We start from the raw sequence: 25,128 nt of genomic DNA on the forward strand, positions 1-25,128 counted from the left end.
ATATCCAGGTTGAAACTTGCCGGCAGGTCTTCAGGCAGACCCTACTGCATACACTCGTCTTTGACGAATGGGCCGCCGGCTTATTTAGGCAACTGCTGATACATGGCTGACCAGAAGTAATCTCCAGGGATCGCTATCGTTTCGGGTAGCTTATCCTCGGGGTGCAGGTCTGGCACCAGCGCCTCTTCTGACTCATTGATAGCCGGAAACGCCAGCATCTTAGCGCGAGGATTAATCTCCACCACGTGCCCCGACAAATCATCTGTCGCGCAGCGCCTAACCATGATTATTGCGGCAAGCTATTTATCAGTTAACTCCTCTGCGCTGACCTTATGCTTATGCTGAATGGCGCCACCGTCTTTGCCAGACATTTCATTGGTAATTTTATCGCCATATTTACTCCAATAAAAAACCGCCCGCAGGCGGCCTGTTATTTAGTCAACATTTCTGGCAGATACATCCAGTGCGATACCGTGTAGCTGTCATATTGCGAGTTGCCTTCTATCTTCAAAACTTCAAAATTTTTGTAGAGCGGATTATAGGTTGCAAACCCTAAACCTTTATCTATTGACACGATTAATAATCTTTATGCCTCTGGCTTATCTGAATCTGTGCTAATCCATTGCATGTTCTATCTCCAGAAAATGCAGAGATATTAATCTATTATCAGGTGTACTCACAAATCCGCCTTGTGATGACTATGCCTTGAAATCAGCCAGCCCCTGACCTCTTCGCCACTCTCTCATCGTCGCCACAACCTTCTCTGGAGTCAGGTCATCGTCATCATTATAGAAAATCAGGTCTGAACCTTCTGGATGCTCAGACAGAGAGCAAACATGTTCAATCAGTTCGTCCTGGTATGCTTCGCCACCCTGGGCATTGAATATCTCCTGTACCAGACTGGTGAATTCAGCTTCCGTGTAATCCTCAAATCCAGGCTTAAACTTCATCGTTGTTTTCCTTTGTAGTGAAGGACATCTTACTCTTTTTNTTACTCCATATTAAGCACGTCATCTGGCGCGAGGTATATACAGGCACCATCTTCCTTCGCCATCCCAATTAAGCCGTTAACCACTTCCGACTGTGATCGGTTCGTCAGTCTTTCATAAACTCCGACGGAATCGTTGATGAAGATGATGAGTTAAGCGCCTGGCGTATTCACACCAATGAACCCTCTTAAAAATTAGAGGATTTATTTGATGGCTTAATCCTTAAATATAAACTCGACTGAGTGCATATCAGCTAACTTCTCCAGAACTACCAGCTTTTGAGTTCGTCCATTTAGATAGTCTATATAAATGTCCGACAAGTCATGCCATAAGGCCTTAAGATTTGTTTTTTTCAACAAACCCTCGCACATAACCCATGCAGAAATTGCATCATGCCAGCACTTCTTGAGTTCGTTAAGGCATAGCTCTGCTTCGCTTGTATCAGCAGAGATCACCCTGCCTTTTACTCTGATGAATTGTGCCATACTTCTGTTCCAGTCATCAGGCATCATATGGACGGCATAGTCCAATGCCAGAAGCGACCTTTTGAATTCACTTTTGATCTTTGTCTTTTCTTGCTTCTTCCAGGTGCTCAGAGCTGCCACAGCATAGGCCAAAGTAAGCAATGAACCAATAGCGGTTACTATAGTTGCTATCGCACCCCACATTACCCACCACGCAGAGTCACGAGTGGCAATCAGAGTTTCAAAAGATATGAAATCAGCGTCCATTTTATCCCCTTAATTTTACAAAGGGATTTTACCTCATGCATTAAGCGTGGTCATCTTGACCATTAGTTAGTCCACCGGAAGTGATGAGCTGAATGATGGCTGCACTGATAAATGGCGCCCAATAAAAAACCGCCCGCATGCGGCTAGTGTATTAGGCTTTGAGTCCTGGCTTGCCGTTAGCATTGCGCCAGGACTTCACAGCGAACACAATTCTCTCAGGTGTTGCATTTTCATCGTCGCAATAGTAAATCAGGTCAGAACCTTCAGGGTGCTCACTTACCGCAATGAAATTTTCCAGAAGTTTATCCTGATAAGCCTCACCGCCTTCAGCGCCACAGATTTCACTTACAAGCTGAGTGAACTCAGCTTCCGTGTAATCTTGAAATCTTAACTTCACTTTCATTACTGACCTCCTCCTTTGTGGTGAAGGACATCTTACTCTTTTTGCTCCAGTACGTACTCCATCTTGAGAACATCATCGAGCGCCAGATAGACCCAGCCACCATCTTCCCAGGCAATGCCGATAAAGCCGTTAACGATTTCAGGCTGCGCTCGGTTCATTAGCCCTTCATGGGTTTCACCTGACTTTGTGGTGACAGTGATGCGGCAGATGTCGGGCATTAAGAGCCTTTTTATCCCCCCGGATATATTGCTATCAAAATGGGACAGTCCATGGTGATGGCAATAATGTGTTACCTTTAACAAAACCAGGGAGGCGGTATGTTTTCTTTTCTCACTACACTCAAGCGACTAATCAATAATCAGCAAAAACAACAAGACTCCAGGCCAGAACATTCAACAGAAGAGCTTCTTCAATGGGCAACAGGCTGTATGCTGGATGGCCTGCCTGATAATTTTTTCCAGGCCAGGCTTTTGTGTGTCCGGGAGCCCAATCCCATCAATCCAGATGGCTGGATAGTCAGTGTGAATCACGATGTGATGCTTAGTGCTGACGCAGAATATGAACGGTTTGAACCTGCCGATGACCTTTATCCGACGCAGTGTGTAGAAATGCTGCTTAATGGCAAGGAATGGCATAGCGCCAGTATTGTGTTCAATCAGGAAAAGACATCATTCCTGTGGGAGTAAATATTTCCGAATCCAGTTTGTGATGACAATAAAAACCGCCCGCAGGCGGTTATATTGATTATGCTGATTCGCAAAAGTAAATAGCCTGCGATAAATAATGAAATAGTTTAGGAAATGCAATGTCGAATCTGCGCCAGAAAGCTATTTGCTACATACTGTTACGTTCTTCTGTTACGTATTTAATAGCCTGTGCAGTTAGCTGCTCACGAACTTTAGCCGATGTTTGATCCCTGACTTTTATGATTGCTTGTTGCTGTGACGTGTTTAAAGCATCCCACTGATCTTTATCAGAACCAATTGAGTCATGCAGTTCAGTCAGGTCAGAATTGCATTTTCCGAATGCTTCTTCTGCAACTTTGTTAGCCAGTTTGGAGGTTTCCGGCAGCAATATAAAAGCGCGGCTGATGCAGAACTTTGGTTATCAAAGAATCGGGCTGGACCGCCGTCGGGGATTTTAACCCCGCTCTCTGCCCTAAGTAGCCAGCGCTCTGTCCAATGAGCTAACGGCGGATAACTGCGGTGCCTGATGTGTTCAGATTGCTGTTAAAGCAGCTGGTGAGCCTTGCCCAACGGCAAACTGATACTGCCCGCGAAGGCAATTTAACGCATGATCTGATTATAACATATTCGTTACCCGGTGACGCCAGGATTGAGCAAAACAGAGGGGCAAGCGCGGTCTGGCAAGCTGTCAGCTTACCCTGCCTGAGCGGGTAAGCGATATGGGCCGGGGAATAAATCATAAGCATTCATGATAAATAAACATTTACTTATAGGATTATTCTGATACATTAGGTGTGCAAAGATTGCACACAGCAAAAGGACTATAAAAATGAAAAAAGTCGCCACGCTTCTGGTTTTAACTGCAGCATTTGTTTTTTCAACGGCAGCGGTTGCCTGTCCTAAAGGGACCCACCCTCACGGCGGTACCGGCTCGCACCATGCTGGCGGTACGTGTTACTGATTCCTGTAAGTGCGTTGACAGGATAAAGAGCCAGCGTTGTTCTCAGCCAGCCCACCGACAGGTGGGTTTTTTTATGCACTCTGCGCTTTATCACCGGTAAGCGCTACGCACAAAAAAGCTGCCCGCAGGCAGCTTCAGGGTAATGCCCTACCCGGCGCTTATCTCCGGCACTCGCAATGGCTTAGCTCTTGAAAGGGCAGCGCCACTATCGCAAATATCCGCCCGGCGTGTTTAACAATGATTGCGATCCTCACTATTAGCAGGCTTATAAATCAGCTTACTCCGAGCGCCTGTTTGACTTCATTCGCAATTTTTTCAACCTGCGGGCCATAGATCACCTGCACATCATGTTCCGTCACGCGGTTAACGCCGTTAGCCCCGGTGGAAAGCAGCGTCTGATCAACGACCTCATTCATTGCTTTGACGCGTACCCGCAGGCGGGTAAAGCAGCAATCAACTTCCTCTATATTCGCTTCGCCGCCCAGGCCGCTGATAATGACTCGGGTACGCTCGTCTGCCGTGACCTGCGCCGGTTTCTGCTCATCTTCACTCTCGCGTCCCGGCGTCTCTACCCGCATACGCGTGATGACCAGGCGAAACAGATAGTAATAAAGCGGCGCGTAACAGGCGCCCAGCACCAGCGTCCACCACCAGTGGGTCTTACTGCCGCCGAGAATGCCGAACACCACCAGATCGATAGCGCCGCCCTGCACGTTGCCAATCATCAGGTGCAGCATCGACATCAGCATAAACGAGAGGCCGGTCAGCAGCGCATGCAGCACATAAAGTACCGGTGAAACAAAGATAAAACAGAACTCCAGCGGCTCAGTAATACCGGTAGTAAATGAGGTCAGCGCCCCTGCCAGCACCAGCGCTTTTACCCGCTGCTTATGCTCCGGGCGCGCCGTATGGTAGATCGCCAGGGCGGCGGCGGGCAGACCAAACATCATGACCGGGATTTTGCCCTGCGCCAGAAACTGCGTGGCGGTGCGTACGGTATCATCCGGAATCGCCCCCGGATGCGTCAGCGAACTGTTAAAGATATTGAGCGCGCCGACGACGCTCTGCCCCTCGACGGTGGCCATCCCGCCAATCGGGGTAAAGCGCACCGTCTCGTTCAGAATATGGTGCAGGCCGGTCGGGATCAGCAGCCGTTCACACGCTCCCAGCAGAAAGGCGCCATACTGCCCGCTTTTACCAATCATCTCGCCGACCCAGGCAATACCGGCTCCGATAGTTGGCCAGATGAGCGCCAGCAGCACGCCCGCCAGCGGCAGCACAACCACGGTAATAATCGGCACAAAGCGGCGTCCGCCAAAAAAGCTGATCGCCACCGGAAGCTGCTGGGTATAGAAGCGGTTATGCAGTACTACCGTAAGCAGCCCGGCAATCACCCCGCCCAGTACGCTCATGTTGTAGGTAAAAATGCCCAGCATCTGGATATATTCTGCCGACAGCATCATCGCGCTGGTTTGATCCATTCCCGCCTGCTGCAGCGCCTGCGGCGTGGTGGTTGCGGCGGTCAGCCCTTTGGCTGCGAGGGTAGCGCTGATGCCTGTGTTCATCATCAGATAACCAATGACGGCGGCAAAAGCGGCCGTGGGTTTCTCCGCTTTCGCCAGCCCGATTGCGCTGGCAACGGCAAAGAACAGCGGCAGGTTGGCAAAAAGTGCACCGGCAACTTTGCGGATAAAGCCGATGATCAGCTGTGGCACCTGCATCTGTGCAAAGGCTTCACCGGTGATCGCCGGGTTCTGCAGCGCGGCGGCCAGTCCGAGAAATATGCCAGCGGCGGCGATAACCGAGATAGGCATCATCAGCGCTTTACCAAACGCGTGGATCTGGCTGGTGAGTTGTTTCATGACGCGCTCCTTCACACGGTGAAAGAGCAATTATTAGCCACTATTGCGCTGCTTACGCAGCAGCGTGTCTCTCAGAGCTAAGGTAATTTGAAGCAGCTCACAGTTTGCCACCATGGCGATAAACGCCGCCTATCGCTCAATTAAGTCAATCAATTAGACAACCTCTGTTCTCAGTCGCACACTTCTTTTCAACAGAAGACATATTCTGATAACAACTCATAAACAATAAGCCTGCGACTACCATGAAATTTAAACGTAAAATTCAGCCTTACCGCGCTGCTGCCGGCGGCTGGGGTTCACTGGAAGCGACCACCCGTTTCGTATTTGACAGCAAAGCTGCCCTGAAAAATATGCGTAATCTGATGCGCATGAACAAAGCGCGCGGCTTCGACTGCCCCGGCTGTGCCTGGGGTGATGATAATAAAAGTACGTTTAGCTTCTGCGAGAACGGCGCTAAAGCGGTGACCTGGGAAGCGACGCGACGCGTGGTCGAGCCTGAATTTTTTGCTCAGCACAGCGTCAGCACGCTCTATCAGCAGAGCGACTATTTTCTTGAGTATCAGGGGCGTCTGACGCACCCGATGCGCTATAACAGCACCACCGATCACTATGAACCCATCAGCTGGGATGCGGCGTTTGCGCTGATTGCTCAGCACCTGAAAGCGATGGACCATCCCGATCAGCTGGAACTCTACACTTCCGGACGTGCCAGCAATGAAGCCTCTTGGCTCTACCAGCTGTTTGGTCGTGTGATGGGCACCAATAACTTCCCTGACTGCTCCAACATGTGCCATGAAGCCAGCGGCAGCGGCCTGAAACGCAGCATCGGTGTCGGAAAAGGCACTATTCGTCTCGACGACTTCGATCACGCTAACGCCATTTTTGTGCTCGGGCAAAACCCGGGGACCAACCATCCGCGTATGCTGCACAGCCTGCGTCACGCTGCCGATCACGGCGCTAAGATTGTGACATTTAATACCCTGCGTGAACGTGGTCTGGAGCGCTTTGCCGATCCGCAAAAGCCGCTGGAAGTGGTCACATCCAAAGCTGGTACCATCAGTTCTGCCTACTATCAGCCCAACCTCGGTGGCGATATGGCCGCCCTGCGTGGCATGGTGAAAGCGCTGCTGGAAGTGGAGCGCGCGCGTCTTGCCGCCGGTGAGCCGGGTATTTTCGATCGGACATTTATCGCCGCAAACACGCAGGGCGTTGAGGCCTATCTGGATGCGGTTGATAACACCTCATGGCAGCAGATTGTGCAGCAGTCGGGCCTGAGCGAAGCGCAGATCCGCGAAGCGGCAGCCATTTATCAGAGCGCGGAACGGGTGATTATCACCTGGGCGATGGGGATCACGCAGCATAAGCACTCCGTCGACACCGTACGCGAAATCGTCAACCTGCAGCTGCTGTTCGGTCAGCTGGGTAAAAAAGGTGCCGGCCTTTGCCCGGTGCGTGGCCACAGCAACGTGCAGGGCAACCGCACCATGGGCATCGATGAAAAGCCTTCTAAACCTTTCCTTGATGCCATGGGCGCCCATTTTGGTTTTGAACCCCCACGCAATGCCGGTCACAATACCGTTGAAGCGCTGGGCGCCATGCTGCGTGATGAAGTGAAAGTGCTGATTGCTCTCGGCGGCAATCTGGCGGCGGCAGCGCCTGACTCTCCGGTTACGGAAGCCGCGCTGCAGCACTGTGGTCTGACGGTGCATATCAGCACCAAGCTCAACCGCAGTCATCTGGTGCCGGGTCATGAAGGGCTGATCCTGCCTACGCTGGGCCGCACCGAGCGCGATCGTCAGGCTGGCGGTAACCAGTTCATTACCGTTGAGGACTCATTCAGTATGGTTCACGCTTCAGAAGGCATGGGCATCCCGCTGGCGGAGACACAGCGTTCAGAAACCGCCATTGTGGCGGGTATCGCCCATGCGACGCTGGGCAGTGAGCATATCGACTGGCTCGGCATGGCGGCAGACTACAATATTATCCGCGATCATATCGCCGCGACGATCCCGGGCTTTGCAGATTTCAATACAAAGTGCGACCAGCCTGGTGGTTTTTATCTCGGCAACGCGGCGGCAGAGCTGCGCTTTAATACGCCATCACAGCGTGCGGAATTCAGCGCGTCCGCGCTGCCCGACTCGCTGTTTCCTCAGCTCGGCAGCGACGTGACCGTACCGTTTACGCTACAGACGCTGCGTTCACATGACCAGTACAACACCACAATTTACGGTCTCGACGATCGCTATCGCGGCGTCTATGGTCAGCGTGAAGTGGTGTTTATTCATCCTGAGGATATGGCGGCGCTGGGCTTTACCGAAGGCCAGCAGGTGGATATTGAAACCCTCTGGAATGATGGCCTGACCCGCCGCGTCAGCGGCTTTAAACTGGTGCCTTACAATATTCCGCGCGGCAATCTTGCAGCCTACTATCCGGAAACTAATCCGCTGGTACCGCTCTCAAGCTACGGCGATATCAGCGGGACGCCGACCTCTAAATCGGTGCCGGTGAAGCTCACGCTTAGCGCCGCCCTGCCCACGCAGCGCATCGCCTGATTACGCGTTACTCTCTGAAACAAAAGCCGCGCTCTGCGGCTTTTTAACCCGTTTTAACCTTGCCGCGCGCCCCTGATTCGCGTAAAACTGTCCACCGCTCTTAGGCCACGAAACTGACTAAATTATGTTCCAGGATAACCCGCTGCTCGCGCAGCTGAAAGAGAAGCTTCACGCGCAGACTCCGCGCGCCGAAGGCGTTGTGAAAGGCACAGAAAAAGGCTTTGGCTTCCTTGAAGTTGATGCTCAGAAAAGCTACTTCATTCCGCCACCGCAAATGAAGAAAGTGATGCACGGCGATCGTATCACCGCGGTGATCCACACCGATAAAGATCGTGAAAGTGCAGAGCCGGATACCCTGATTGAGCCGTTTCTGACGCGCTTCGTCGGCCGGGTGCAGAAAAAAGACGATCGTCTCGCCATCGTGCCGGATCATCCGCTGCTGAAAGATGCCATTCAGTGTCGCGCCGTGCGCGGTCTGACGCACGATTTTCAGAACGGTGACTGGGCTGTGGCTGAAATGCGTCGCCATCCGCTGAAAGGCGATCGCGGCTTTTATGCTGAGCTGACTGAATTTATCGTTACCGCAGACGACCACCTGGCGCCGTGGTGGGTCACGCTGTCGCGCCATAACCTGGAGCGCGAAGCGCCAGAGAGTGAGTGCGGCGGGATGCTGGATGAGCAGCTGACGCGTGAAGATCTCACCGCGCTGAACTTTGTCACCATCGACAGCGCCAGTACGCAGGATATGGACGATGCGCTCTATGCGGAAGCGCAGGCGGATGGCAGCCTGCTGCTGACTATCGCTATTGCCGATCCTACCGCTTACGTAGCGGAAGGCAGCGAGCTTGATAAGCTGGCCGCCCGGCGCGCGTTTACCAACTACCTTCCCGGCTTTAACATTCCTATGCTGCCGCGCGAGCTCTCCGATAATATCTGCTCGCTGCGCCCGCATGAAAAACGTCCGGTGCTCGCCTGCCGTGTGACGGTCCAGCCGGATGGCGCACTCGCTGACGACGTGCACTTCTTTGCAGCCTGGATTGAATCCAAAGCCAAACTGGTTTACGACAACGTCTCAGACTGGCTGGAAAACAGCGGCAGCTGGCAGCCGGAAAGTGAGGCGATTGCTGAGCAGATCCGTCTGCTGCATCGTCTCTGCCTGGCGCGCAGTGAATGGCGTCAGACCCATGCGCTGGTATTCAAAGATCGCCCCGATTTCCGCTTCCTGCTGGGAGAGAAAGGCGAAGTGCTGGATATTATCGCTGAACATCGTCGTATCGCTAACCGCATGGTTGAAGAGGCGATGATTCTGGCCAACATCTGCGCGGCGAACGTGCTGCAGAAAAAACTGGGTTTTGGCATCTACAACCTGCATACCGGTTTCGATCTGGCCAACGCGGAACAGGTAGCCGGCGTACTGGCTGGTCACGGTATTACCGTCGATCCGCAGGCCATTACGACACTGGAAGGCTTTCGCCAGATGCGTCGTGAACTCGACGCGCAGCCGACTCAGTATCTCGACAGCCGCATTCGCCGTTTCCAGAGCTTTGCTGAGATTGGCACCGAACCCGGCCCGCACTTTGGTCTGGGTCTGGATGCCTATGCGACCTGGACCTCACCGATCCGTAAGTTTGGCGATATGATCAACCATCGCCTGCTGAAAGCTATTGTGCGTGGTGAGAGCATTGCCCGTCCGCAGAGTGACGTTACGGTTACCATGGGTGAACGTCGCCGCCTTAACCGCATGGCCGAGCGCGATGTGGGTGACTGGCTTTATGCGCGTTTCCTGACGCCTTTCGCCGGCAGCGAGCGCAAATTCAGCGCCGAGATCATTGATGTATCGCGCGGCGGTATGCGCGTGCGCCTGCAGGAAAACGGTGCGGTGGCCTTTATTCCGGCGCCGTTTATTCATGCGGTACGCGATGAGCTGGTCTGCTCGCAGGAGAGCGGTACGGTGCAGATCAAAGGTGAAGTGGTGTATCGCGTCACCGATATCATTGATGTCACCATTGCCGAAGTGCGCATGGAGACCCGCAGCGTGGTTGCCCGCCCGGCAGCCTGACGGCGCTCACAGTGCGGGATAACAGCTGTTATCCCGCCTCTTCTTTTCTGCTCTGCTTTAAATTTGCATCGCGCTTCACACTTCTGCTTTTACTACCTTCCGTTAACATTTTTTTACCTTACTTTTAACTCGTTGTATTTCGCTTGCCTGTTTTCCCGGCCTCTACAAGGAGTTAACTCATGAACAACGTCAAAACCGGCATCGTCTGGTTAGCAGTGGCGTTAATCGGTGCTGGCGCATTTGCCATGCTTGCGCTTAGCCGCGGCGAACATGTCAATGCGGTCTGGCTGGTTATCGCATCGGTCGCCTGCTACAGCATCGCCTACCGTTTCTATAGCCTGTTTATCGCCCGCCGCATCTTCGAACTTGACGATCGCCGCCGCACGCCAGCTGAGCGCCTCAGCGATGGTCTGGATTATGTACCGACCAACAAATGGGTGCTGTTTGGTCACCACTTTGCCGCCATCGCCGGTGCAGGACCGCTGGTCGGACCAATTCTGGCCGCACAGATGGGCTTTCTGCCGGGCACTATCTGGATCCTGGTGGGTGTGATGCTCGCCGGCGCGGTGCAGGACTTCCTGATCCTGTTTATCTCTACCCGCCGTGACGGGCGCTCGCTGGGTGAAATGGCGCGCCAGGAGCTGGGCTCTTTTGCCGGCGTGGTGACGATGCTCGGTGCGCTCGGCGTGATGATCATTATTCTCTCTGCGCTGGCGCTGGTGGTGGTTAAAGCACTCGCTAACAGCCCGTGGGGACTCTTCACCATCGCAGCCACTATTCCTATCGCGCTGTTTATGGGCGTCTATATGCGCTTTCTGCGCCCGGGAAAAATTGCTGAGGTTTCCCTTATCGGTTTTGTACTGATGATGGCAGCAATTATCTATGGAGGCGATGTGGCCGCCGATCCTTACTGGGGCCCCTTCTTTACCCTTAAAGGCACAGAGCTGACGTGGGTGCTGGTGATCTACGGTTTCGTCGCCTCTTCGCTGCCGGTCTGGCTGCTGCTGGCACCGCGCGACTACCTCTCCACCTTCCTGAAGATTGGCGTTATTGTTGGGCTGGCGATAGGTATTCTGTTTGCTATGCCAGAGCTGAAAATGCCGGCGGTCACAAAATTCATTGATGGCACCGGCCCGGTCTTCTCCGGTGCGCTCTTCCCGTTTTTGTTTATCACGATTGCCTGCGGGGCTATCTCCGGGTTTCACGCGCTGGTCTCCAGCGGCACCACGCCTAAACTGGTAGAGCGCGAAAGCCATATCCGGTTTATCGGTTACGGCGCCATGCTGATGGAGTCGTTCGTGGCTATTATGGCGCTGATCTGCGCCTCGGTACTGGATCCGGGCGTCTACTTCGCGATGAACTCCCCGGCTGCGCTGATTGGAACCACCGTCGAGAACGCGTCGCAGGTGATTAATGGCTGGGGCTTTGTTGTCACGCCGGAGATGCTGAGTGGCATTGCACGTGATGTCGGTGAAAGTACGGTACTCTCACGCGCCGGTGGTGCACCTACCTTCGCCGTGGGTATGGCACACATCATCACCGAGGTATTCAACAGTCGCGCGATGATGGCGTTCTGGTATCACTTTGCCATTCTGTTTGAGGCCTTATTTATCCTGACCGCCGTGGATGCCGGCACCCGCGCCTGCCGTTTTATGGTGCAGGATTTAGTGGGTACCGTGGTTCCGGCAATGGGCAGCAACCGCTCCTGGCTGGGGAATATGGCCGGCACCACCGTTGCCGTCGCGGGCTGGGGCTTTTTTGTCTACCAGGGGGTGGTCGATCCGCTGGGCGGGATCAATACGCTGTGGCCGCTGTTCGGCATTGGTAACCAGATGCTCGCGTCGATGGCGCTGATCCTCGGCACAGTGGTGCTGTTTAAGATGAAAAAACAGCGTTACGCGTGGGTCACTATTCTCCCTACCGCATGGTTGTTTATTACCTCGATGACCGCGGGCTGGCAGAAGATTTTCCATGAAAAACCCGCCATCGGCTTTCTGGCTCAGGCGCGCAAATTTCAGCAGGGCATCGACAATGGCATCGTGATCGCCCCGGCCAAAAGCGTGGCGGATATGCAGACCATTATCTTCAGCAATCAGATCAACGCGGCGCTGTGCGGCTTCTTTATGCTGGTTGCAGTCACTATGCTGGTTGCCGCCTTCTTTGTTATTCGTCGTGCGCTCCGCAGCACCGCACCGACCGTGCGCGAAGCAGAGGTTTCACTGCTTAAGGAGGTACGCCATGTCTGAGTCCATCTATCGCTGGACGCCTCCCGGCGCAGGCTGGCAGATAAAGCGCTGCTTACTGATAGTGAGTGCCGCTGATACCCCGCCGCTCTCCCGCTGGCAGCAAATCTGGCGCGGGTTGCAGCAGAGCTTTCGTTTAATGGTTGGCGTGCACGATTATCAAACTTATCTGAAGCATATGCGCCTCCATCATCCTGAAACGCCGCCTATGGATGAGCGCACTTTTCACCGGCACTGTCTCAATGCCCGCTTTCCGAGCCAGGCCGGAAACCCCGGCAGATGTCCCTGCTGATAATGATAAGCCCCGTTTTCGGGGCTTTTTCGTGCCATTCTTTAATAAAAACAAAAATATATTCGGTTTGCATCTTGTGCTTACGCAGGAGGTTGAATACTGTTGCTAAAATAATGAGATAGAGTCCCAGAGACATGGCCGGAGGAAGTTTAAATGACCGATGAACAGGGGCAAACCTTGCTGTATGCCTTGTTTGGCACCACCAGCCCCCATTGGCGGTTAACCTCTGACAGTGACGCACTGCATTTTGCCGAAGATGAAAATGCCAATACTAACCTGGCCGTTTCGCTTACGCCGGCGCAGGCCAGTCTGTTACGGGCGATGACGGTGATCACCTCCAGCATTAATCTTACTCTGCCGCTGCACGGAACCCCGGTGCCAATGCACTTTGTCGGACGTAAAGTGAACCAGTCTACCTGGGCCGGCACCGCCTCCGCATGGGGTGATACCTCATCGGTTGCCCGCGATCTGACCCAGGGACTCTCTTTCGCCGAACAGGTGGTATCTGAAGCTAACTCGGTTATCGTTATTCTCGACCAGCGCGGTAACATTCAGCGCTTTAATCGTTTAAGTGAAGAGTATACCGGCCTGAAAGAGCAGGAAGTTATCGGTCGTAACGTCTTTCAGCTATTTATGACCCGGCAGGAGGCGCAGGCTTCACGCCGTAACATCACCGGTTTTTTCCGCGACGGAAATTCGTATGAAGTTGAGCGCTGGGTCAAAACCAAAAAGGGTCAGCGACTGTTTCTGTTCCGTAATAAGTTTGTTCACAGCGGCAGCGGGAAAAATGAAATTTTCCTCATCTGTTCCGGTACGGATATCACCGAAGAGCGACGGGCACAGGAGCGGCTTCGGGTGCTGGCAAATACCGATACGGTCACGGGTTTGCCTAATCGTAACGCTATCCACCAGCAAATTAGCCTGGCACTGGAGCTGGCGAACGGCTCTCAGACCGGCGTGGTCTACCTCGATCTCGACAATTTTAAAAAGGTAAATGACGCTTACGGTCATATGTTCGGCGATCAGCTGCTGCAGGCGGTATCGCTGGCTATCCTCAGCTGCCTGGGCAAAGATCAGACGCTGGCGCGTCTTGGCGGTGATGAATTTGTGGTGCTGGCTGAGCATACCAGTCAGGCTGCGCTGGAGGCGATGTCGTCGCGCATCCTTGAGCGGCTGCGGCAGCCCTTTCGCATCGGGCTTATTGAGGTTTACAGCGGCTGCTCTATCGGGATCTCACTGGCTCCCCTGCATGGCGAAGATCGCGAAAGCCTGATCCGCAATGCGGATACGGCCATGTACCATGCCAAAGAAAACGGCCGCGGTAAGTTCTGCATCTTTACCAGCGAAATGAACAAACGGGTCTTTGAATACCTCTGGCTCGATACCAACCTGCGTAAAGCGCTGGAGCAGGATCATCTGGTGGTCTATTACCAGCCTAAAGTCGATCGCGACGGCGAGGTGCGCAGCGCCGAAGCGCTGGTACGCTGGAACTCCCCGGAACGCGGCATGGTTTCGCCCGGCGACTTTATCCCCTATGCCGAAGAGTCGGGTCTGATTGTCCCGCTGGGCCGCTGGGTCATGCTTAACGTGCTGCAGCAGATTATAAAATGGCGCAGTGAAGGCATTTTTCTGCGCGTCGCCGTCAACGTCTCCGCGAAACAGCTTATCGATCAGAGCATCTACAGCGATCTGAAAAATGCGCTGAGCGAAGCGGGGCTGACCGAATCTCCGATTGATATTGAATTAACCGAAAGCTGCCTGATTGAGAATGAAGCGGGTGCGCTTAAGCTCATGAAACAGTTTCAGGAGCTTGGGGCGCAGGTACATCTTGATGACTTTGGCACCGGCTACTCTTCCCTTTCTCAGCTGGCACGGGTACCCATTGATGCCATCAAGCTGGATCAGAGTTTTGTCCGGGATATCAACAAACAACCGGTTTCGCAATCTTTAGTGCGCGCGATTGTGGCGGTTGCCAAAGCCCTTGAGCTGCAGGTGATTGCAGAGGGTATTGAAACCAAAGCGGAAGAGAAATTTGTTCTCACTAACGGTGTGGATGGGCGCCAGGGCTATTTTTACGCCAAACCAATGCCCGCAGAACAGCTCGGGCATTGGCTGAAGCATCCTGCCCGTGCTTAACGCTGCGCGGAAGTGTTATCCGGCTTTACGTAATGAAGCACTGTGGCGATTTTGCAACTGCACCAGGCGCTCCATATAGGCGATATCCTTGGGTTCAAGCGTAAAGGCATAATCTACCCAGTCCTCCGTAATATCCATCAGTTCAGCACGTGACAGCTGCAGTACGCGCTGGCGCGCTTTCAGCATGGCACGCACGCCATTCAGCTTAGGCCGTAAGGTATCGATAAAGGTGCGCGTCGCGCGGTACGCTTCACCCGGCTGGAACACTTTATCGACCAGGCCGCGCGTCTCATACCACTCCGCACTGTGCGACTCCCCTTCACAGATCAGCTCTTCTGCCAGCTTCATACCGGAACGACGCGCGACCAGCGAATAGCCGCCCATTCCCGGGAACAGATTGAACGCAATCTCCGGGAAACCCAGACGCGCGCTGTTCTGTGCCAGAATGAAATGGTGCGCCAGCGCGGCCTCAAAGCCTCCGCCCAGAGCACTGCCTTCAATCATCGCCAGCGTTACCGCGCCGGTATCAAACCCGCGTGCCGCCGAGTGAATGCAGTCGACGCAGGCCCGGGCATAGGCACGCAGCGCTTCGCGACGGTTGTTGCGAATGCACTCAACAAAAAAGCGCAGATCGCCACCGGCGTTGAACATCTGTGGAACTAAAGAGCCGGTTACCCAGAAATCGATCGGCAGTCCGGAGCGCTGAGCCGTGTAGCTCAGGTTCATGATCTCCTCGATTAATTCATGGTTGAAGCTTGGGCGTGGCTGAGCCCGCAACATCATCCACATGGTGCGACGCCCTTCCTCGTAGTAAGCAACAAGTTGGGTAGTCTGTCCCGCTTCGGTAAACAGGCGGCAGGTTGGTTGGTTAATAACGGTCATAGTCTCATCCTCTAATATTTATGTGATGCGTTTAACGCCACATCAGCGTAATGCAGAGTGAGGCCAGACCAAATGAGAGATTGATTTATAAAGCAAAATCCAGAAGTATCCCTGAACAGGGAGGTGAAAAATCATTAGCACCATTTCATGATATAGCTGAGCGAAAGCCAGAGTACATGAGATCGCCTAACGCGTTGTGATTAAAGACGATTTAGCGCACTGTACGTGAGTGAATTACGCATCATTAGCCAGGAATTTACTGATGCGGCGATAAAAAAAAAGCGCCCGCAGGCGCCTGAGGCAGAAAGAAGAGCCTTATTGTCCATACCACGCATTTTTACCGTGCTTACGCAGGTAGTGCAGATCCAGCAGATTTTGCGAAATGGGCGGGAGTTCAGCTCGCAGCTGTTCGGTATGCAGCGCCATATAAGCGACCTCCTCCAGGACCACCGCACTGTGTACTGCCGCTGCCGCATCGCTGCCCCACGCAAAGGGCCCGTGAGAGTTAACCAGCGCTGCGGGAATGGCGGCAGGCTGAATATTACGATGGGCAAAAGTTTCAATGATGACCTGTCCGGTATTCCACTCATACTCCTGCTCGATCTCCATACGCAGCATGGCGCGGGTGCAGGGAATCGTGCCGTAGAAATCATCCGCGTGGGTCGTGCCCCAGGCGGGTATATCGCGTCCTGCCTGTGCCCAGATGGTTGCATGCCGCGAGTGCGTATGAACAATACCGCCAATATCGGGCCAGGCCTGATAGAGCGCACGATGCGTGGCCGTATCAGATGAGGGTCGCAGCGCGCCTTCTATCACCGCACCACTCTGCAGATCTACTACCACCATGTCATCCCGCTGCATCTTTTCATATCGCACCCCTGAAGGTTTAATCACCAGCACGCCCTGCTCTCTGTCAATGGCGCTGACGTTGCCCCAGGTGAACGTGACCAGGTTATAGCGTGGTAAATCGAGATTCGCTTCCAGTACCTGCTGCTTTAGCGCTTCCAGCATCATTGTTCTCCACCAGTCTGTGATAGAGAGATTGTGCGCAGAGAGGGGATCGGATGTTATGGAAAGAATGGCTGAATGCTCAGTGGAAAGTCGCTGTCTTGTCATAAATGCGGCGCAGATTCAGCGTTGTCTGTCTGACGACCGCTCTGCAGTGTTTACTATTAAACAGGACCATTCGGTTTCAGGATATTTACTCTGGCAGACAGCATAAACCCGGCGGCCTGGCCCAATTTTTCCATGCGGGAATAAAGAACTTTGCCGTCGGGCATCTATACTTATTGCTGTTGCCTCTGAGCCAATTATCAAGGAGATATCTATGACTACAACAGTGAAACGTGTATCCGTTGCCGTGCTGGCAGCAACATTAGTTGTTGCGCTGAGCGGCTGTTCAAACTGGTCTAAACGCGATCGCAACACGGCAATTGGTGCCGGTGCCGGTGCTATTGGTGGTTCAGTCCTGACCAACGGCAGTGGCCTGGGCACCGTGGGCGGCGCGGCGGTGGGCGGTATTATCGGCCATCAAATCGACCGTTAATTTTTTGCAGGCTACACAGCAGACACTCTTTTGTCCGGGCCACGCTGCGTGGCCCGCTTTCATTAACCGCCCGCCAGCTTAACCTTCATGCCTTTGGCTTCGAGCAGCGTTTTGAGCAGGTCACGTTTATCCCCTTGGATCTCAATTACCCCCTCTTTTACCGAACCACCGCAGCCGCACTTTTTTTTAAGTTCTGCGGCCAGAGTAGCCAGCGCGCTGTCTTCCAGATCGATGCCGGTGATCAGACAGACGCCCTTGCCTTTGCGTCCGCTGGTCTGACGCTGAATGCGTACAATACCGTCGCCGCGCGGTCGCTGTGGCTTCTCCTCTGCCGGCACAATACGTCCGCTGTCGGTGGAGTAAACCAGTGGATTGTCCTGCGCCATTACGCCTCCTGTAACGATGTAATAATCTGCTGCAGCATGGCAGCGGGATCGACTGACTGCGTAACCGGGCGTCCGATAACCATATAATCAACCCCAGCCTGCTTCGCCTGCAGGGGCGTCATAATACGGCGCTGATCGCCCGCGTCGCTGCCTGCCGGTCGGATACCGGGCGTGACCAGCGCAAACTCGCTGCCGAACGCCTGTTTAAATGCGACCGCTTCATGCGCTGAGCAGACGACGCCATCCAGGCCACACTGTTGCGTGAGGCGCGCCAGCCGCTCTGCCTGTTGCGCCGGTGACAGGGTGATGCCCAGTCCGCGCAAATCCTCTTCATCCATGCTGGTCAGCACGGTCACAGCAATCAGCAGCGGTGCATCTTTTCCAAAAGGCAGCAGCGCCTCGCGTGCAGCCTGCATCATACGTGCTCCCCCGCTGGCGTGCACGTTCACCATCCAGACGCCCAGTTCTGCGGCAGCGGCTACGGCATGTGCGGTGGTGTTAGGGATATCGTGAAATTTCAGATCGAGAAAGAGATCGAATCCGCGTGCCTGCAATGTCCGGACCACTGACGGACCAAACAGCGTGAACATCTCTTTGCCTACTTTGAGGCGACACTGAGCAGGATCAATACGGTCCACAAACCGCAGTGCGTCATCCAGATTACTGTAGTCGAGCGCCACCAGGATGGGTGAAGGGGTTACAGACATAACGTTTCCTCATAAGCAGGCACAGGGGCAACAAACGGCCTGCATTCTACCTGCCATGCTGCGGCAGAACAATCTTACGGCCGGGATACGTGGCCTGTCGGGCCATATCCTGGTGCCTGACGAGCGTTAATACTGTTATTATTAAAGTACGTTGTAACTATTTAGGCGTTTTTTTTAAATTACCGCTACTGCCCGTCCAGACCTCTGATCGGCTTTATTGAAGACCATGCCCGGCAGGATGGGCAGTGCCAGTAAAGTGCGTAGGCGGTAAAACCACATTTATGGCAACGATAGCGCGGTTTGGTGCGAATCTGTTCACCGACCATATCGCGCAGAACCATCAGACTCTCTTTTGCCCGGCCATCTTCCGCTTCATGGAGGTGAAAGTCCATCAGCCGGTGGAAGACACGCATCGTCGGATGACGCTGCAGCTGGCGATTTATATAGAGCTGCGCCGCTTCCGGTCCCTGCTGCTGCTCCAGAATATCTGACAAATAGAGCTCAGCGGCGGCACCGGTATTCTCTTCGGTACAGCGCTGCAGATAACTGGTCCATACCTCTGGCTGTGCCAGCCGCTGATAGCAGGTTTCCAGCATCGGCAGCGTTTCGCTGACCAGCTCTTTATCCTGATCCAGCACCCGCTGCAGGCGCTGTGCTGCTTTCGCATACTCCCCCTGCTCCATCAGAATGCGCCCCATCATAATGGAAACGCGCGCGCTCTGATGATCGGCCGATTCACCTTTTTTCAGCAGCGACATTGCGCGATCGAGATCGTCACTGCTCATTGCCTGCAGCGCCAGCTCACAATAGAAGTGCGCAATTTCGCCTTTCTGCTTCTCTTTTCCCAGCTTTACCAGCTTCTCAGCAACGTCGATCGCTTTCTGCCAGTCGCTGGTCGCCTGATGAATCAGCAACAGCTGCTGCAGAGCGGCAATGCGAAAATCGGTTTCATCCGTCAGCTGACTGAACATATCTTCTGCGCGATCGTAGAGACCCGCCGCCATATAGTCGCGTCCAAGCTGCTGAATCGCCAGCAGTCGCTGGTCATAGGTAAGCGAGGCGCTTTCCATCAGGGACTGATGAATACGTATAGCGCGATCCACCTCGCCGCGTGAGCGAAACAGATTACCGAGCGTCAGGTGCGCCTCAACCGTACCGCTGTCTTCTTTCAGCATATCGAGAAACAGATCGACAGCTTTATCCTGCTGATTGGAAAGCAAAAAGTTTACCCCGGCCACATACTCCCGTGACAGGCGGTTCGCTTCCTGTTGCTTATTCTGGTACGCGCTGCGTCGTCCCATATACCAGCCGTAGGCCGCTGCGACCGGGAGAAGCAGAAACAGCAATTCATGCATTGAACATTAATCCCGACGACCTGTAGTCGATACGGTGGTGGCTGCCGAAGCGTGTTCGTTTTGCGCCTGCATACGCTTCAGTTTACGCTGAGCATGTGCCAGTGAAACGCGGATGCGTAACCAGAATAGTCCGCAGATTGCCCAGCCCAGTAAAAAACCGGCGCCAAACAGTACCGCAAGCAGCGTGGAGATGCGAAATTCACCCTGCGCCAGCAGATAATTGAATGTCACCACCTGATCATTGTGAGCACCCAGCGTCACTGAAATGATGAAAATGACCAGTACCACCAGAAAAATCAGCAAATATTTCACAATGCGTCCTGTCGTAGAGTTTCCAATAGAGTATGCCAAAAAAGCGCGTACCGTGCTGCTTTCACGTTATCAGTTAGCTGGCTTTGCGCAAGCGTAATCAGCTATATGGGGCCGGTTCGGCTGATTACAATCCGTCGTCACGCGCTTTAACTTCGCGCTGTTCATCAGGCGGAAGCGTAAGCGGGCCGCAAAAGCGCTGCGCCAGCCAGGTCGCGACGGTCACCAGCAGCCAGGAGATAAGCGTTGCGACAACCAGGTCGCGCGGCCAGTGCATACCGAGCACCAGCCGGCTGCCCATAACCATAATGGCCCAGCTGAACAGCACCACCAGCGTCACCACCCGGCGACGCGGCCAGAGCAGGCCCATTGCCAGCAGCGCCCAGCTGGCAGCAAACATAGTATGGCCGGAAGGAAAAGCAAATCCCGTTTCGAATGCCCAGTGCTGCTTTAACCAGCGGGGAATTTGCGTATCGCTGGCCAGCAGCCCATTAACCATCTCGCCCCGCTGCTGCCGTTTCAGCTGATAAAATTCATCGTTGCTGATGCCATGCTGCTGCTCCAGCCAGACCACATAGGGTCGCGGTTCCTGCACCTGCTCTTTAATCCATGACTTTGTGTACTGCCCGGCCAGAATCGCGCCATTCATGATAATCAGCAGCAGGATAGCAGGCTTAAGGCGGAAGCGCAGACACCACAGCATCCAGGCGCTCAGCACGCTGCTGGTGATAATCCCCCACGGGCTGGTCACGGTTTCCGTCATCCAGAACAAAAAGCGCAGCACTCCCCCGCTTTCACCCGGCTGCCATTGCCAGCCCGACAGCCAGACACAGAGTGGCATCGCGATTAATAAGAAGGCACCCAGAGTCGTGCGCTGCACTATTTTCAACATACTTTGGCTTATCCTGCGGGTTATGATGCGTTTGCTGAATAACTTTAGCTGAAAAAAGAATAACATACCTAAAGCGGCTTGGATAATCGTGCTTTATCACTACAATCTTTCTGACTGATTAGCGGGGCTGCTTGTGGATATGGCACAATAGACACAGTTTTCGGGTCAGTCGGCCCGTGCGTTATCAAGATGATAGCGCATCCTCTGAAGGTTCTGGAGAATCACATGCAGCTTAAACGGGTAGCAGAAGCTAAACTGCCCACGCCATGGGGAGATTTCCTGATGGTAGGTTTTGAAGAACTGGCAACCGGCCACGATCATGTGGCGCTGGTTTACGGTGATATCAGCGATCATACGCCGGTGCTGGCGCGTGTCCACTCTGAGTGTCTGACCGGCGATGCGCTGTTCAGTCTGCGCTGCGACTGCGGCTTTCAGCTGGAAGCGGCGTTGACAGCCATTGCCGAAGAGGGTCGCGGTGTGCTGCTGTATCATCGTCAGGAAGGCCGTAATATCGGTTTACTGAACAAAATCCGCGCCTATGCGCTGCAGGATAAAGGCTATGACACCGTAGAGGCGAACCATCAGCTGGGCTTTGCCGCTGATGAGCGCGACTTCACCCTGTGCGCAGATATGTTCAAATTACTGGGTATCGATGAAGTGCGCCTGCTGACAAATAATCCGCGCAAGGTGGAGATCCTCAGCGAAGCGGGCATCAATATTGTCGAGCGTGTGCCGCTGGTCGTCGGGCGCAATCCAAAAAATGCCCACTATCTTGATACCAAAGCGGAAAAGATGGGGCATCTGCTGCCGAAATCCTGAGAGAAAAGAAGCCGGGCAAGCCCGGCTTTTTTTAGTTCAGCATATTGCGGATAACATAGTGCAGTATGCCGTCATTGCGGTAGTAAGTCAGTTCCGTTGCCGTATCGATACGGCAGCGTGCGGCCACCTGCTCCTGACTGCCGTCTGCGCGGATCAGGGTAACATTGACCGTGCAGCCAGGCGTCAGCTGCGCCAGGTCAGCAATATCTATCCGCTCCTCACCGGTTAACTGCAGCGTTTTACGGGTAACGCCCGCCGGGAACTCCAGCGGCAGGATCCCCATTCCAATCAGGTTGGAACGATGGATACGCTCAAAAGATTCAGCGATTACGACACGTACTCCCTGCAGGCGCGGCCCTTTAGCAGCCCAGTCGCGGCTGGAACCTGAACCATACTCTTTCCCGGCCACCACGGCGAGCGGCACGCCCTCTTCTTTATATTTCATTGCGGCATCATAAATAGCCAGCGTCTCATTACCCGGAAAATGCCGGGTGTAGCCGCCTTCCGTACCAGGCACCATCTCATTGCGGATACGAATATTGGCAAAGGTACCGCGCATCATCACTTCATGGTTACCACGGCGCGACCCGTACGAGTTAAAGTCGTTACGCTCTATGCCTTTCGCCAGCAGATAGCGTCCCGCCGGGCTCTCAGCCTTGATACTTCCCGCAGGCGAAATGTGGTCAGTGGTGACTGAGTCACCCAGCATCGCCAGAATACGGGCGCCGCGAATATCCTCAACCGGCTTTGGCGTTTTCTCCATGTCATCAAAGAAAGGCGAAAGGCGGATATAGGTCGACCCTTCATCCCAGTCGTAGGTTGCTGCTTCGCTTACGGAGATTTGCTGCCAGTCCGGCGTCCCGTCAAACACTTCCGCATACTCTTTGCGGAACATGCTGCTGTTAACCAGCTGCACCGAGGCGGCGATCTCTTCCGGTGATGGCCAGATATCTTTGAGATAAACATCTTTGCCGGTCTGATCCTGACCGATGGGCTCGCTCTGCAGATTAATGTTCATATTACCGGCCAGCGCATAGGCCACCACCAGCGGGGGTGAAGCCAGCCAGTTAGTTTTGATCAGCGGATGAATACGGCCTTCAAAATTACGGTTCCCGGAGAGCACGGCGCCAACGGTCAGATCGCCCTCTTTTATAACGCTTTCAATCTCATCCGGCAGCGGCCCTGAGTTACCAATACAGGTCGTACAGCCATACCCCACCAGGTTGAAACCGAGTTTGTCCAGATAAGGCGTGAGACGGGCTGTAGCCAGATAGTCTGATACCACTTTGGATCCGGGAGCCAGGGAAGCTTTTACCCACGGCTGGCGCTTCAGCCCGCGCTCAACCGCTTTCTTAGCCAGCAGGCCGGCGGCCATCAGCACGCTGGGGTTTGACGTATTGGTACAGGAGGTAATCGCGGCGATAACCACCGCACCATCATCAAGCTGATGCGACTGGCGGGTTTCACTGTCGCGGTAACTGACCGCTTTATGCGGCTTTTGTGCGTGGTTGATTTCCAGCTCATTACTGGCGGCAAATGCGGCGGGCACATCACCCAGCGCCACCCGATCCTGCGGGCGCTTAGGTCCTGCGATACTCGATTCGACATCAGCCATATCCAGCGCCAGCGTGCTGGTAAAAATCGGCTCGTCGCCCGCATTTCGCCACAGGCCCTGCTGCTTCGCATACGCTTCCGTCAATTTAACCTGCTGCTCATCGCGCCCGGTCAGCGTCATATAGCTCAGAGTAACTTCGTCTATCGGGAAGAAACCGCAGGTGGCACCATACTCGGGCGCCATATTAGCGATCGTTGCGCGATCGGCCAGCGGCAGATCGGCCAGTCCGTCACCGTAGAATTCGACAAATTTGCCGACAACGCCATGCTTACGCAGCATCTGAGTAACGGTCAGCACCAGATCGGTCGCGGTAATGCCCGGACGCAGTTTCCCGGTCAGCTTAAAGCCAACCACATCGGGAATAAGCATTGAAACCGGCTGACCCAGCATAGCTGCTTCCGCTTCAATGCCGCCAACGCCCCAGCCCAGTACGCCCAGCGCATTGATCATTGTGGTATGCGAGTCTGTGCCCACCAGCGTATCGGGCCAGGCAACGTTTTTACCCTCCAGCTCTTCATGCCAGACGGATTTACCAAGATATTCCAGATTAACCTGATGACAGATGCCGGTACCCGGCGGCACCACGCGGAACCGGTTAAACGCTTTCTGTCCCCAACGCAGGAAAACATAGCGCTCGTGGTTGCGCTCCATCTCCAGCCTGACGTTTTCGCCAAAGGCGTCATCGTTACCGAAGCGATCAACGGTTACGGAGTGGTCAATAACCAGATCCACCGGAGACAAAGGATTAACTTTTGCCACATCTCCGCCCAGACGTGCGACTGCTTCGCGCATAGCGGCAAGATCAACCACAGCGGGTACGCCGGTAAAATCCTGCATCAGCACGCGCGCCGGACGATATGCAATCTCCCGGTCAGCGTGCGCGGTTTGCTGCCAGTCTGCCAGCGCCTGAATATCTTCAAGGGTAACAGACTCGCCATCCTGCCAGCGCAGCAGGTTTTCCAGCAGCACTTTCATCGATTTCGGTAAGCGATCAATGTTGCCGGTATGCTGTGCGGCTTTAGCCAGACTGTAATAATGATAGGTATGTGTCCCGACCGCCAGCGTATCCTGACTTTGCTCGCGTAATGTTAACGACATGTCTCCTCCTTTAATTCCTTAGGCTAAACCTCAGAGAGTGCAAGGTTTAGCTTAAAGATAGACCACATTTTCGTTAACGTTTTGATAACAACACTGAAAGGCACAGGGTGCCACAAACAAAAATGCCCCGACCTGAGTCGGGGCATTTCCATGAATTCGGTGATAAGAAGCGTCGGTTACATAAGAGCCCAGGCTGCCGCTGCCCAGAAGGCAAATGAGAAAGCATAAACGCTAAGCCATGAAAAAGTGGTTGTATTCATTCGTCACTCCTTCCCGGTTCTCGGGCTAAATTTTCTATAATCTTCAGTAATCTACTGTCGACGCTTTTTTGCAGTGTAAGGTCATGGGCTTTTTGCTGGCCCACCGGAATAACCGGAAAAAATCAAAGCAACATCAGATGCTAAAAATAAGTGAAACAACAATTATTTGAGTTTTGGATCCATAAAAGATTCGATAAAGCTGCGCTGCTTGTCACTCAGATCCCAGGAAGCAGGAATCGCTACAGACTGCTCAGCAGCAGGAGCTTCTTTTGCTTTGCACGCAGGTGTATTTGGCTGCCGTGCAGTGACCGGATATTTACGACTGAGTGAGTTTGCCCACATGGC

22 protein-coding genes, 1 tRNA gene and 1 pseudogene are annotated in these 25,128 nt (G+C 53.9%); 8 read left to right on the forward strand and 16 right to left on the reverse strand.

Going from position 1 to position 25,128, the window contains the following annotated elements; translation table 11 throughout:
• Positions 1 to 44 precede the first annotated feature (44 nt).
• The 5 genes and pseudogenes from F3I15_RS00910 to F3I15_RS00930 all read right to left on the reverse strand — a co-directional run.
• Positions 45 to 290 (reverse strand): annotated as a pseudogene (locus F3I15_RS00910) (terminase); the annotation flags it as partial.
• A gap of 408 nt (positions 291 to 698) precedes the next feature.
• Positions 699 to 950 (reverse strand): bacteriocin immunity protein, encoded by a 252-nt coding sequence (locus tag F3I15_RS00915; protein ID WP_150016211.1) that lies wholly within the window; start codon positions 948 to 950, stop codon positions 699 to 701.
• 254 nt (positions 951 to 1,204) lie between these two features.
• On the reverse strand, positions 1,205 to 1,720 hold the full coding sequence (locus F3I15_RS00920) for a hypothetical protein (protein ID WP_150016212.1): 516 nt from the start codon (positions 1,718 to 1,720) through the stop codon (positions 1,205 to 1,207).
• Positions 1,721 to 1,871: 151 nt separating this feature from the next.
• A complete protein-coding gene (locus tag F3I15_RS00925) occupies positions 1,872 to 2,123 on the reverse strand; it encodes a bacteriocin immunity protein (protein WP_150016213.1) in 252 nt (83 codons plus the stop codon).
• Between the two features lie 32 nt (positions 2,124 to 2,155).
• Entirely contained in the window at positions 2,156 to 2,281 is a 126-nt protein-coding gene (locus F3I15_RS00930; RefSeq protein WP_370513320.1) for a hypothetical protein, read from the reverse strand.
• A gap of 159 nt (positions 2,282 to 2,440) precedes the next feature.
• Between F3I15_RS00930 and F3I15_RS00935 the strand changes: the two genes are divergently transcribed.
• On the forward strand, positions 2,441 to 2,809 hold the full coding sequence (locus F3I15_RS00935) for a hypothetical protein (protein WP_150016215.1): 369 nt from the start codon (positions 2,441 to 2,443) through the stop codon (positions 2,807 to 2,809).
• Positions 2,810 to 3,244: 435 nt separating this feature from the next.
• On the opposite strand, the gene F3I15_RS00945 is transcribed toward F3I15_RS00935, so the two are convergent.
• Positions 3,245 to 3,319 (reverse strand) — tRNA-Lys (locus tag F3I15_RS00945).
• Positions 3,320 to 4,042: 723 nt separating this feature from the next.
• Positions 4,043 to 5,632, reverse strand: a complete 1,590-nt coding sequence (locus tag F3I15_RS00950) for a PTS transporter subunit EIIC (protein WP_150016217.1) — start codon at positions 5,630 to 5,632, stop codon at positions 4,043 to 4,045.
• A 242-nt stretch (positions 5,633 to 5,874) separates the two neighbouring features.
• On the opposite strand from F3I15_RS00950, the gene F3I15_RS00955 reads away from it, so the two are divergent.
• The 5 genes from F3I15_RS00955 to pdeR all read left to right on the forward strand — a co-directional run bounded on the left by F3I15_RS00955 (position 5,875) and on the right by pdeR (position 14,914).
• Positions 5,875 to 8,184 carry an FdhF/YdeP family oxidoreductase gene (locus F3I15_RS00955; protein WP_150016218.1) on the forward strand — a complete coding sequence of 770 codons (2,310 nt, stop codon included), beginning with the start codon at positions 5,875 to 5,877 and terminating at the stop codon, positions 8,182 to 8,184.
• A 124-nt stretch (positions 8,185 to 8,308) separates the two neighbouring features.
• On the forward strand, positions 8,309 to 10,243 hold the full coding sequence (locus F3I15_RS00960) for an exoribonuclease II (RefSeq protein WP_150016219.1): 1,935 nt from the start codon (positions 8,309 to 8,311) through the stop codon (positions 10,241 to 10,243).
• Positions 10,244 to 10,422: 179 nt separating this feature from the next.
• Positions 10,423 to 12,489 (forward strand): carbon starvation CstA family protein, encoded by a 2,067-nt coding sequence (locus F3I15_RS00965; protein WP_150016220.1) that lies wholly within the window; start codon positions 10,423 to 10,425, stop codon positions 12,487 to 12,489.
• Positions 12,482 to 12,778, forward strand: a complete 297-nt coding sequence (locus F3I15_RS00970; RefSeq protein WP_039384547.1) for a YbdD/YjiX family protein — start codon at positions 12,482 to 12,484, stop codon at positions 12,776 to 12,778. Before F3I15_RS00965 ends, F3I15_RS00970 begins: the two co-directional genes overlap by 8 nt.
• 153 nt (positions 12,779 to 12,931) lie before the next feature.
• Positions 12,932 to 14,914 (forward strand): cyclic di-GMP phosphodiesterase, encoded by a 1,983-nt coding sequence (pdeR, locus tag F3I15_RS00975; RefSeq protein ID WP_150016221.1) that lies wholly within the window; start codon positions 12,932 to 12,934, stop codon positions 14,912 to 14,914.
• Positions 14,915 to 14,929: 15 nt separating this feature from the next.
• Here the strand turns inward: pdeR and F3I15_RS00980 are convergent, their stop codons facing one another.
• Complete coding sequence (locus F3I15_RS00980; protein ID WP_039384553.1) at positions 14,930 to 15,796, reverse strand: crotonase/enoyl-CoA hydratase family protein; 867 nt, start codon at positions 15,794 to 15,796, stop codon at positions 14,930 to 14,932.
• Positions 15,797 to 16,111: 315 nt separating this feature from the next.
• Positions 16,112 to 16,807 carry an L-ribulose-5-phosphate 4-epimerase gene (araD, locus tag F3I15_RS00985; RefSeq protein ID WP_150016621.1) on the reverse strand — a complete coding sequence of 232 codons (696 nt, stop codon included), beginning with the start codon at positions 16,805 to 16,807 and terminating at the stop codon, positions 16,112 to 16,114.
• A gap of 316 nt (positions 16,808 to 17,123) precedes the next feature.
• On the opposite strand from araD, the gene osmB reads away from it, so the two are divergent.
• On the forward strand, positions 17,124 to 17,342 hold the full coding sequence (osmB, locus tag F3I15_RS00990; RefSeq protein ID WP_039384556.1) for an osmotically-inducible lipoprotein OsmB: 219 nt from the start codon (positions 17,124 to 17,126) through the stop codon (positions 17,340 to 17,342).
• A 62-nt stretch (positions 17,343 to 17,404) separates the two neighbouring features.
• Here osmB and yciH read toward each other — a convergent pair whose 3' ends face one another.
• From yciH to pgpB, 5 genes are all read right to left on the reverse strand, one after another.
• Positions 17,405 to 17,728, reverse strand: a complete 324-nt coding sequence (gene yciH / locus F3I15_RS00995) for a stress response translation initiation inhibitor YciH (protein WP_150016222.1) — start codon at positions 17,726 to 17,728, stop codon at positions 17,405 to 17,407.
• Complete coding sequence (gene pyrF, locus F3I15_RS01000) at positions 17,728 to 18,435, reverse strand: orotidine-5'-phosphate decarboxylase (RefSeq protein WP_150016223.1); 708 nt, start codon at positions 18,433 to 18,435, stop codon at positions 17,728 to 17,730. Before pyrF ends, yciH begins: the two co-directional genes overlap by 1 nt.
• 185 nt (positions 18,436 to 18,620) lie before the next feature.
• The gene (lapB, locus tag F3I15_RS01005) at positions 18,621 to 19,790 is read right to left on the reverse strand and encodes a lipopolysaccharide assembly protein LapB (RefSeq protein ID WP_150016224.1); all 1,170 of its coding nucleotides are present in this window, start codon (positions 19,788 to 19,790) and stop codon (positions 18,621 to 18,623) included.
• 6 nt (positions 19,791 to 19,796) lie between these two features.
• Positions 19,797 to 20,102, reverse strand: coding sequence for a LapA family protein (locus F3I15_RS01010; RefSeq protein ID WP_039384565.1), 306 nt, complete (start codon positions 20,100 to 20,102; stop codon positions 19,797 to 19,799).
• Positions 20,103 to 20,226: 124 nt separating this feature from the next.
• Positions 20,227 to 20,991 carry a phosphatidylglycerophosphatase B gene (pgpB, locus tag F3I15_RS01015; protein WP_150016225.1) on the reverse strand — a complete coding sequence of 255 codons (765 nt, stop codon included), beginning with the start codon at positions 20,989 to 20,991 and terminating at the stop codon, positions 20,227 to 20,229.
• Positions 20,992 to 21,216: 225 nt separating this feature from the next.
• Between pgpB and ribA the strand changes: the two genes are divergently transcribed.
• Positions 21,217 to 21,810 carry a GTP cyclohydrolase II gene (ribA, locus tag F3I15_RS01020; RefSeq protein WP_150016226.1) on the forward strand — a complete coding sequence of 198 codons (594 nt, stop codon included), beginning with the start codon at positions 21,217 to 21,219 and terminating at the stop codon, positions 21,808 to 21,810.
• A 31-nt stretch (positions 21,811 to 21,841) separates the two neighbouring features.
• On the opposite strand, the gene acnA is transcribed toward ribA, so the two are convergent.
• Both acnA and F3I15_RS01030 read right to left on the reverse strand, forming a co-directional pair.
• Positions 21,842 to 24,523, reverse strand: coding sequence for an aconitate hydratase AcnA (acnA, locus tag F3I15_RS01025; protein ID WP_150016227.1), 2,682 nt, complete (start codon positions 24,521 to 24,523; stop codon positions 21,842 to 21,844).
• Positions 24,524 to 24,945: 422 nt separating this feature from the next.
• Positions 24,946 to 25,125 (reverse strand): hypothetical protein, encoded by a 180-nt coding sequence (locus F3I15_RS01030; RefSeq protein WP_039384574.1) that lies wholly within the window; start codon positions 25,123 to 25,125, stop codon positions 24,946 to 24,948.
• Positions 25,126 to 25,128: the final 3 nt, after the last annotated feature.

Origin of the sequence: Pantoea sp. M_9 (genome assembly GCF_008631385.1) — a bacterium.
GTDB lineage: Bacteria > Pseudomonadota > Gammaproteobacteria > Enterobacterales > Enterobacteriaceae > Pantoea > Pantoea eucrina.

Excerpts from the sequence above, each read along its gene's own strand:
- pgpB (WP_150016225.1), bottom strand. The coding sequence starts at position 20,991 with ATGTTGAAAATAGTGCAGCGCACGACTCTGGGTGCCTTCTTATTAATC.
- F3I15_RS00950 (WP_150016217.1), bottom strand. The coding sequence starts at position 5,632 with ATGAAACAACTCACCAGCCAGATCCACGCGTTTGGTAAAGCGCTGATG.
- F3I15_RS00925 (WP_150016213.1), bottom strand. The coding sequence starts at position 2,123 with ATGAAAGTGAAGTTAAGATTTCAAGATTACACGGAAGCTGAGTTCACT.
- F3I15_RS00935 (WP_150016215.1), top strand. The coding sequence starts at position 2,441 with ATGTTTTCTTTTCTCACTACACTCAAGCGACTAATCAATAATCAGCAA.
- F3I15_RS00980 (WP_039384553.1), bottom strand. The coding sequence starts at position 15,796 with ATGACCGTTATTAACCAACCAACCTGCCGCCTGTTTACCGAAGCGGGA.
- F3I15_RS00970 (WP_039384547.1), top strand. The coding sequence starts at position 12,482 with ATGTCTGAGTCCATCTATCGCTGGACGCCTCCCGGCGCAGGCTGGCAG.
- ribA (WP_150016226.1), top strand. The coding sequence starts at position 21,217 with ATGCAGCTTAAACGGGTAGCAGAAGCTAAACTGCCCACGCCATGGGGA.
- acnA (WP_150016227.1), bottom strand. The coding sequence starts at position 24,523 with ATGTCGTTAACATTACGCGAGCAAAGTCAGGATACGCTGGCGGTCGGG.
- pyrF (WP_150016223.1), bottom strand. The coding sequence starts at position 18,435 with ATGTCTGTAACCCCTTCACCCATCCTGGTGGCGCTCGACTACAGTAAT.
- araD (WP_150016621.1), bottom strand. The coding sequence starts at position 16,807 with ATGCTGGAAGCGCTAAAGCAGCAGGTACTGGAAGCGAATCTCGATTTA.
- pdeR (WP_150016221.1), top strand. The coding sequence starts at position 12,932 with ATGACCGATGAACAGGGGCAAACCTTGCTGTATGCCTTGTTTGGCACC.
- F3I15_RS00930 (WP_370513320.1), bottom strand. The coding sequence starts at position 2,281 with ATGAACCGAGCGCAGCCTGAAATCGTTAACGGCTTTATCGGCATTGCC.
- osmB (WP_039384556.1), top strand. The coding sequence starts at position 17,124 with ATGACTACAACAGTGAAACGTGTATCCGTTGCCGTGCTGGCAGCAACA.
- F3I15_RS00915 (WP_150016211.1), bottom strand. The coding sequence starts at position 950 with ATGAAGTTTAAGCCTGGATTTGAGGATTACACGGAAGCTGAATTCACC.
- F3I15_RS01030 (WP_039384574.1), bottom strand. The coding sequence starts at position 25,125 with ATGTGGGCAAACTCACTCAGTCGTAAATATCCGGTCACTGCACGGCAG.
- F3I15_RS00920 (WP_150016212.1), bottom strand. The coding sequence starts at position 1,720 with ATGGACGCTGATTTCATATCTTTTGAAACTCTGATTGCCACTCGTGAC.
- F3I15_RS00955 (WP_150016218.1), top strand. The coding sequence starts at position 5,875 with ATGAAATTTAAACGTAAAATTCAGCCTTACCGCGCTGCTGCCGGCGGC.
- F3I15_RS00965 (WP_150016220.1), top strand. The coding sequence starts at position 10,423 with ATGAACAACGTCAAAACCGGCATCGTCTGGTTAGCAGTGGCGTTAATC.
- yciH (WP_150016222.1), bottom strand. The coding sequence starts at position 17,728 with ATGGCGCAGGACAATCCACTGGTTTACTCCACCGACAGCGGACGTATT.
- F3I15_RS00960 (WP_150016219.1), top strand. The coding sequence starts at position 8,309 with ATGTTCCAGGATAACCCGCTGCTCGCGCAGCTGAAAGAGAAGCTTCAC.
- lapB (WP_150016224.1), bottom strand. The coding sequence starts at position 19,790 with ATGCATGAATTGCTGTTTCTGCTTCTCCCGGTCGCAGCGGCCTACGGC.